The 9,111-nt window shown below is 52.1% G+C and carries 5 protein-coding genes and 1 pseudogene; all 6 read left to right on the plus strand.

Features of this window, described 5'->3' with window-relative positions:
• Positions 1-177 precede the first annotated feature (177 nt).
• The 6 genes and pseudogenes from LLG96_02140 (at position 178) to LLG96_02165 (ending at position 8,638) form a co-directional block, all read left to right on the plus strand.
• Positions 178-732 (plus strand): annotated as a pseudogene (locus LLG96_02140) (class I SAM-dependent methyltransferase).
• Between the two features lie 553 nt (positions 733-1,285).
• A complete protein-coding gene (locus tag LLG96_02145; GenBank protein ID MCE5249000.1) occupies positions 1,286-1,849 on the plus strand; it encodes a CvpA family protein in 564 nt (187 codons plus the stop codon).
• On the plus strand, positions 1,818-4,229 hold the full coding sequence (locus LLG96_02150) for an endonuclease MutS2 (protein ID MCE5249001.1): 2,412 nt from the start codon (positions 1,818-1,820) through the stop codon (positions 4,227-4,229). The genes LLG96_02145 and LLG96_02150 overlap by 32 nt, the downstream gene beginning before the upstream one ends.
• A gap of 10 nt (positions 4,230-4,239) precedes the next feature.
• A complete protein-coding gene (ispG, locus tag LLG96_02155) occupies positions 4,240-5,301 on the plus strand; it encodes a flavodoxin-dependent (E)-4-hydroxy-3-methylbut-2-enyl-diphosphate synthase (protein MCE5249002.1) in 1,062 nt (353 codons plus the stop codon).
• 1,307 nt (positions 5,302-6,608) lie between these two features.
• Complete coding sequence (gene lysS / locus LLG96_02160) at positions 6,609-8,159, plus strand: lysine--tRNA ligase (GenBank protein ID MCE5249003.1); 1,551 nt, start codon at positions 6,609-6,611, stop codon at positions 8,157-8,159.
• A gap of 53 nt (positions 8,160-8,212) precedes the next feature.
• The gene (locus LLG96_02165) at positions 8,213-8,638 is read left to right on the plus strand and encodes a hypothetical protein (protein ID MCE5249004.1); all 426 of its coding nucleotides are present in this window, start codon (positions 8,213-8,215) and stop codon (positions 8,636-8,638) included.
• The last annotated feature ends 473 nt before the right edge of the window (positions 8,639-9,111 follow it).

Raw genomic sequence — 9,111 nt, forward strand, 5'->3', positions numbered from 1 at the left:
ATTATTATATTCCCGTCAAAATATACCATACTGTCAAAATATTCTTCATTTACCGGTATATAGTGAATATTTCAAAATAAAGGGGTCATCACAGCAGTATCCGTTATGAGGTTTATTCCTGTCAGCCATTGATTTGTGCGGTATTTATAAGCACAGAACACTCTATCTCCGGGAGGGATGAAGGCTATGAAAAAAACGCTCATGCTGGTGCTGTTCTTCTCATTCTGTTTACTCCCTGTTTTTTCGGGACAGGCAATCGGGCAGTACTGGGAATATGATGTGCCCTATGTTCCCACACCGTACGAGGTTGTGACTGAAATGCTCAAGGTTGTCGATATCGGGAAAGATGATATCGTATACGATCTCGGGTGCGGAGATGGCCGGATTGTGATCATGGCGGCGGAAAAAACCGGCTGTCACGGAATCGGTATCGATATCAATCCCGTTCGCATCAAGGAAAGCAATGAAAACGCCGTCAAGGCACATGTAACCGACAGGGTGAAATTTCTGGAGCAGAACCTGTTCGATGTCGATGTCAGTCATGCCAGCGTCGTTACGCTCTATCTTCTGACGAGTGTCAATCTCAAATTACGCCCGAAACTGCTCCATGAACTGAAACCCGGCACACGGCTTGTTTCACATAACTACAGCATGGGAGAATGGAAGCCGGATAAATCGATGGAAGTCATGACAGGCATGGAAAGCCATTCGGTTTATTTCTGGGTCGTTCCCGCCAATGTTTCCGGTAAGTGGAAATGGACCGCGGCTTCCGATAATTCCGGTAAACAGTATGTGCTCCTGCTGGAACAGAACTTTCAGGATGTCAGGGGCGGGATAGTCATGAATAACGGAGAAATTCCGATAGAGAATGCCACACTCACCGGCAATAAACTTCAGTTCACCGTGACGGAGAAGGTGCAGAATAATTCGACTGCCACACGGTACGAGGGTCTCATTCACGATAACACGATTGACGGTACTCTCGTTATAGCCGCTCCGGGAAATCAGAAACGCACGGCGCCGTGGAACGCACAGCGCGACCCGTCAACCGTAACACCCATAGATACTTCGAGCTCAAAATAATCGCCGGTGTTTTGGGCTTTCATTGCAATTAAGAATCGATAATTTTTTACGATAGTATGTAATCTCCCCTGCCTGCGGCATCCCATCTTGTTTTATAAGGGGGATACGGCAAAGCCGAGGGGAATCAATGATGTTAGCTGACTTAACTGGATAACCGGATATCCTTTTTCACAGCCCTCTCACAGAGAGTTGAAATAACGACATGAATTTTTTCGATCTTCTCGTAATTCTCGTTGTCGCCGGTCTCGGTATAACCGGCTTCCGTGACGGTCTTATCCGGCAGGCTGTAAAGCTGGTCGGCTTGATCGTTTCCGTCGTTGTTCTTGCGGTTTTTTCGGATTTCTTTATCGGGCTTGCGCAAAACATCAGATTTCTTCCCGCGAAAATCGCCGTGCCCCTCGTGTTTTATAGTGCGCTGATCATCGGACTGGTTATATTTGCGGTTCTTGCCGCAATTCTCAGCAGGATGATACATCTGACGCCGATAGGATTTATCGACTCCGGGCTCGGTACGGCTTTCGGCATACTCAAGGCGCTGCTGTTGTGCGGGGTTATTGCCGTTGCGCTTTCATTCACATCGCCGGGATCGTTTTTAGGGGGACAGTTCCGGTCGTCACGGACGGCGGGCCCCCTTTCACAGCTCGTTTCGGAATCAATACCGTTTGTGAAAAAATCAGTTTCATCCTTTTACAGGCTCTTCCCCTCGATGCCGGAAAAGCCCGAACCGGAGAATAATGAGCACATCGAACAGAATCCCGTTATATAACGACCATGCCCTGAAAGTCCTCGAATTCGACCGTGTACGCTCGATAATCGCTTCCCTCGCCCGCTCCGATGAAGGGCGGAGCCGTATCTCGGAGACAATTCCGTCGCATGATGTCGCGGCTGTCCGCAGCCGCCTCTCCGAGGTCGGTGAATTACTGGATGCCCTGCGGTTCGACGATCCCTTTCCGTCGGTGGACCTTGTCGATATCCGGAATATCTTCCCCTACCTTAAAATCGAGGGGTATAACCTCGGTGTCGAGGCAATCGCTGCGGTTGCCGGTAATCTGGAGGTTGCCGGCGCGGTTAAAAGCTACTTCATTGATCGTGAAGCAAAATACCCCCGTGCCGCGGCGATGACTCGTGATATGTCCCCCCACGAGGATATCGTCCGCGATGTGCGGAGAATGATAACCCCCGATCTGAAAATCGCCGATGATGCCACTCCCGGGCTCGCTTCCATCAGGAGAAGGCTCAACAGGGCGCTGAACGCCCTGAGAAACCTCGTTGAAAAAACGCTCGAGGGACTTCCCGACGACGTTGTCAGCGAACGAGTGGTGACCCTGCGGAACGGACGGTTTGTTCTGCCGATACGCGACTCGATGAAAAACAGGGTTCCCGGAGCGGTTCAGGACAGGTCGCAGACGGGGAGGACGCTCTTTATCGAGCCGCTCGTTTCCATCGAGGCAAACAACGAGGTCCGTGAGCTCGAGCTCGCCGAACAGGCCGAAATCGAGCGTATCCTCATCCTTCTTTCCGGGCGTATCGCTTCGGCAGCCGATGATGTGACTCACAACCAGGAGGTGCTTGTCAGAATTGACACCATCGCCGCGATGGCGCGGTTCGGGGTCATGGTGGATGGCGTCGTGCCGGTCATCAATGACAGCCCCGAACTGACCGTCAGAAAGGGACGGCATCCGCTGCTCGAGTGGAAATTCCGCGGTAACGACAGTCCTTCTGTGGTTGTTCCTCTCGACCTCGAGATGGGCGGCTCCACAGTCACTCTCGTCATAACCGGGCCGAATGCGGGCGGTAAAACGGTTGCGCTCAAAACGGCGGGGCTCCTGACAGTCATGGCGCTTGCCGGAATGCCCATACCCGCCGGAGAGGGTACGGCGGTGTTTGCGCCGGGCGGAGTATTCGCGGATATCGGGGACGAACAGTCTATCGAGGATGATCTGAGCACGTTTTCCTCACACATGAAAAATATCGTGACCATCCTGCGGGAAGCCGGTCCGGGGTCTCTTGTTCTCCTCGATGAGCTCGGCGGCGCCACCAATCCTGTGGATGGCGAGGCGATTGCCCTCGCGGTGTTGAAAAAACTCACCGCTGTCGGAGCGATTACCCTCGCGACGACACACCATGGCGGCCTCAAGGTTTTTGCCCATGAAACCGCGGGAGTAAAAAACGCCTCGATGGAATTCGACAAGGAAAACCTCATGCCGACATTTGTGCTCAGAATGGGTATTCCGGGTTCTTCCTATGCATTCGAAATTGCAGCCAGGCTCGGTATGCCGGGCGATGTTCTCAGGGATGCCGAATCGCTCGCTGGCGGCGAACGGAAAAGTCTCGAGGGCCTCATCGCCGAGATGGAAGACCATGTCCGCAGGGCCGACGATGAGCGCAGGCTTGCCGAAAAAGCCCGTATAAAAGCCGAATCGGTCAAACGCGATTATGAACTGAAGCTCGAACAGTTCAATACCAGAAAGCAGGAACTCCTCAGCGAGGCGATTACCGAATCGCAGGCTATCGTCGTGGATGCCAACCGCAGTATCGAGTCCGCGATCAGGGAAATCAAAGAGCACAAGGCATCGCACGAATCGATCCTGGCGGCAAAATCCACAGTCAGTGAAAAAACCGAGGAAATCCGTAAAGCGGCGGCAAAACTCCCCAAACGCCGTGAAAAAATGAAACACCGTCCGATTGACGGGCTTACTGTCGGACAGGCCGTATGGGTTGATTCCTTCGGCGCGGACGCCAGTGTGGAAGAGGTGCTCGACGGCGGGAAAAAGGCCCGGATACGGGTGGGGAAAAGCAAGGCTTCGCTCGTCGTGAACGCCCGTGATCTCTCCCTGTCCGACACACCACCCGAAAAACCGAAACAGGTCGTGGCAGTCAATGTGCATGCGAGCGGTATCGAATCTTCCGAGATCGACCTGCGGGGCAAGGTGTTCGACGATGCCCGGGCGGAGCTTGAAATTTTCCTCGACCATCTCCACATGGCGGGAATGGAAACCGCGCAGATCATTCACGGCAAAGGGTCGGGGGCGCTGCGGATCAAAATCGGCGCCTGGCTCGAAAAGCACCCTTATGTGGAATCGCAGCGTCTCGGCAACTGGAACGAGGGCAGTTTCGGTGTCACCGTGGTAACCCTGAAAAAATAGGAGCTGTACCATGTACAGGAGAAACGATACCCGAACGATAGTGGTCAGGGGTATTCTCATTGGCGGAGGGAACCCTGTCACCGTGCAGTCGATGACCAACACACAGACTACCGATGTATCCGCGACCATAAACCAGATACGGGCGCTGGTCTCGGCCGGATGCGATATCGTCCGTGTCGCGGTGCCCACCCCCGAAGCCGTCGAGGCTTTTAAAGAAATCAGGAGTGCGGTGGATGTTCCCCTTGTCGCCGACATCCATTTCGACTATCGGCTCGCGCTCCGCTCCCTTGAGGCCGGGGCTGACAAGCTCCGCATAAACCCCGGTAATATCGGCGGCAGCGCCCGGATTCGTGATGTCGTGAGTGCCGCGACAGAGCTGGGTATTCCCATCCGCATCGGTGTCAACGCCGGATCGCTCAAGAAGGAGATTCTCGAACGGCACGGAGGCCCGACACCCGAAGCGCTCGTCGAAAGCGCGCTCGAAGAGGTGGATATTCTCGACGATCTCGGTTTTCACGATGTCTGTGTTTCCATCAAGTCATCGAGCGTGCCCGCAACCATCACCGCCTACCGTCTCTTTGCCGAACAGCGGGATCATCCCCTCCATGTCGGCGTGACCGAAGCCGGAACCCTCCGTTACGGGACCATCAAGTCATCGTGCGGAATCGGCGGTGTCCTTTCCGGCGGAATCGGCGACACCATCAGGGTGTCCCTTACCGCCGACCCGGTCAACGAGGTTGTCGCCGGTATCTCCATTCTCAAAGCAATGGGTCTCAGAAAAGCGGGCGCCGAGGTGATAAGCTGCCCCACCTGCGGACGAACGGAAATCGACATCATCGGTCTCGCCGAGGAGGTGGAGCGCCGGGCCTCTTCTATCGCCAGCCCGATCATCATCGCTGTCATGGGCTGCGTAGTGAACGGTCCCGGAGAAGCCCGTGAGGCGGATTACGGCATCGCCGGTGGAAAAGGTACGGGTCTCCTGTTCCGGAAGGGGGAAAAAGTACGCACCGTCCCGGAGCGGGAGCTCGTCGATGCGCTGTTTGCCCTGATCGATGCCGATAACCCCAGGTAACAGATGTCATATTTATTTCCACTGCATTCAATGAACTATCCCGGACTGAAGTCTGGAGTATCCGAATGGAGGCCCCTTTACCCTCGGTCCCTTTCCCCCGTTCCGGGGGCAAGGGATGTTGTGCCATCACAAGCACAGGTGCAAAATTGCGGTGTCTTTTCCCTGCCCACCGCCGAGGGAAATGTGGCGTGAAACGCCGGAAGGGGGACTTTTTACTCCGGAGTGAACTCCGAGGAATTCTTTGATTAAATCGATCCGTTCACAATGTTCAAAAGAAATCGGATTTGAATATTAAGTAATTCTTGAGTAAACATATACTTTTTCTCTGCATTGTATCTCTGCGAGTGGGCGCGCAAAGGAAAGCATCGTTTCAAACGATGTTTCGAAAAAGATTGGGAATTACCGGAATAACTCAATCTGGCCATCCCCAAAAATCCACGTTGAATTGTATTGTAATGAATTGATTATAAATAGTATAATACCTTTTGAAGTTTCTGATTTATCAACCCCGTTGAAAAGCCCCGCGGTCACAACCGGTTTTCGGAAAAAGAATGGGTGCTGTCCGGGCGAGCCGAAGGCTCGTGAGTTCACACATTTCCGAAAATCGGGCAGTGAACGGGGTATAAGGCTTTTCACGGGGTACCCTTTCCTTGGTTACTTCCTTTGGGCACGCAAAGGAAGTAACATATAAAAAAAAGTGTTCATTAAATGGGTGATAGCCGGATATTTTAACTGGTGATCCTTCAAAATCCACAGTGGATTGTATTGTAATGAATTGATTATAAATAGTATAATACCTTTTGAAGTTTCTGATTTTTTAACCCCGTTGAAAAGCCCCGCGTTCACAACCGGTTTTCGGAAAAAGAATGGGTGTTGTCCGAGCGAGCCGAAGGCTCGTGAGTTCACACATTCCCGAAAAACGGGCAGTGAACGGGGAAAAAGGTTTTTCACGGGGTGCCCTTTCCTTGGTTACTTCCTTTGGGCACGCAAAGGAAGTAACATATAAAAAAAAGTGTTTTTGAAAAAATGGGGTATTACCGGAAAAAACTCATTCAGTTGCATTAAAAAAGGATTCGTAGTATATTAGAAAATTCATTGAACACTAATCTTATTGACGATTTTTAAAAAGTCTTGTGATAAAGTTCGTAAGTGTGGATATAAGCTGTCAAGGGTCGGCACGAAGTGCCGATTTACATGCCCTTGACAGCACCGAAATAATACATTTCATTATAGGGCTCGTGAAAAATATACTTTTTCACAGCCCTCTTAACATGAGACGAAAAGAATATCTCCGAAAGGCATAGAGCATGGAAAATTATCCGGATTTCTTCCAGAAACACCGTCTTGACAAACGGGAAAACCTCCTGAACGGGGGCATAAACCCGTACCCGTACTCCTTTGCTGCCACATATACCGTCCGTGAGCTTAACGACAGTTATGAAACACTCGCGGCACAGGAAACAATGGTATCCTGTGCGGGCCGGGTGCTCTCGGTACGGAAAATGGGTAAGGCATGGTTCGCCGACCTTATCGACAGGGGCAGCCAGTTCCAGCTCTACATCCGCGGCGGACAATCCTCCGAAAGCTCTCTCAGGCTCGTTCCCGATATCGACATCGGCGACTGGGTCGGCGTCACCGGAACGCTGTTCCGTACTCATACCGGACAGCCGACGATTCTCGTAAAAGACTTCGAAATGCTCGGCAAATCGGTCGCTGATGTTCCGTTCGGCAAAATCCATGACGGGCAGATGACTTATACCCTGTCCAATGTCGAAGTACGCCGTCAGCAGCGCTATCTCGACTGGATTACCGATCCCGGTTCGGTCGAACGGTTCGAGCTTCGTTCACGGATTATTTCCCATGTCCGTCGCTTCATGGAGAACGAGGGTTTTCTCGAGGTCGACACCCCGACCCTCGAACTCGTGTACGGCGGCGCGGAAGCCCGTCCGTTCAAGACCGAGGTCTGGGCGCTCGGCGGCCAGAAGGTGTATCTCAACGTATCGCTCGAGCTCCCGCTGAAACGGTATATCATCGGCGGCTTCCGGAAGGTGTTTTCCATCGCGAAATGTTTCCGGAACGAGGGGATCGATGCCACCCATAATCCCGAATTCACCCTCATGGAGTGGTACGAAGCCTTCACCGATTACGAGGACCAGATGAACCGGTTCGAGAACCTTACCTGTTATGTGGTCGAGCAGTGCACTGGCTCGCTCGGCATCGGGTTTCACGGGAAAACGGTGGACTTCACTCCGCCGTGGAAACGGATACGGATTCCGGATATCATCCGCGAGGTGTTCGGCTGCGACTATGAAAACATCGACCGCGGGGAGCTCGAGCTCCGGATCGACGGCTGTACGAGCGAGGAGAAGCTGTCGTTCATCGGCATGACACGTGAGGAATTCCGCGCCGACCTTGCCGCCGAAAAATTCGGAGCGCTCGTCATGAAAGTTGTCGAGGAAGAGCTCGAAAAATCGGGCAGGCTCTGGGAACCGTGCTTTATCTGCGACCACCCGCGCGACATATCGCCGCTGACCAAGGTGAAACGGGGCAATCCCCTCTTTGTCGAACGGTTCGAGCCGCATGTCGCCGGATTCGAGATGGGGAATGCCTATAGCGAGCTCAATGACCCGGTCGAACAGTACGAACGTTTCGCCGCCCAGCGTTCGGGAGGCTCGCATAAGGATTACGAGGATCACCCCGTCGATATGGACTTCATCCATGCCATCGCATGCGGAATGCCGCCGACAGGCGGGGTCGGGTACGGCATCGACAGGCTTGTCATGCTCCTTACCGGTAAAGAATCGATCAGGGATGTGATCCCTTTCCCGATGCGTATCGGCAAACAGAATGATGAGTGACATTTCACGGTTTCGTTGAGGAAACACAGGTAACCAGCAGAGTTATATCATCCATGCCCAGAGAATTGACAGAAAAACAGCTTGAATTCGGCAGGAAACTCGGCCTGAATCTCGAACAGTCATCGTTCAGGGTTGCGCTTGCACGGATAAACGATCTTATCTTTAAGGAGTTTGTGGGCGAAGCTCCGCGGAAACCGTCGCTTAACCAGATAAAGCTCTGCAAGAAATTCGGCGTTGATGTTTCCACCGAATCCGCCAAGGTAGCCGAAGCGATGGTTCAGGATATTCTTGAAAACCTCAATATCGAATCGGTTAGAACGCAGGACCTGAAATTCGGGGATATTGTCAAGAACCGCCATGATTCAATCCAGCGGCATTATGTGATTTCCTCGATCGATGACTCCGGTATCGTAACCTTCCAGGGAAGCGACAAAGAGAAAGCGCCCGCACGGAATCTGATTAAAATCGGGAAAAAATAAATCAATCATACATCGCCGTGAATCCTCTCTGTTCAACCTGTTTATTGAAATTTCCTTTCAGAATTGTCCGGTGAAAATAGTGTACCTTGTGATCCCCTAAATCCACAATAAAATGTATTGTAATAAACAGCATAACACCTTTTTGGAGTTTCTGATTTTTCAACCCTGGGGAAACAGGCTTTTCACGGAGTGCCTTTTCCTTGGTTACTTACTTTGGGCAAGCAAAGGAAGTAACACCTAAAAAAAGTGTTCTTTAAATGGATGATGGCCGGAACAGCTTCACCTGGCTCCCCTAAAAATCCACGAAGACTTATTATTGTAACAAATAGCATAACACCTTTTTGGAGTTTCAGTTTTTTCAACCCCATTGAAAAGCCCCGCGGTCACAACCGGTTTTCGGAAAAAGAATGGGTGCTGTCCGAGCGAGCCGAAGGCTCGTGAGTTCACACATTCCCGAAAAACGGGCCGTGAAC

It is taken from the genome of bacterium (assembly GCA_021372535.1).
GTDB lineage: Bacteria > Latescibacterota > Latescibacteria > Latescibacterales > Latescibacteraceae > JAFGMP01.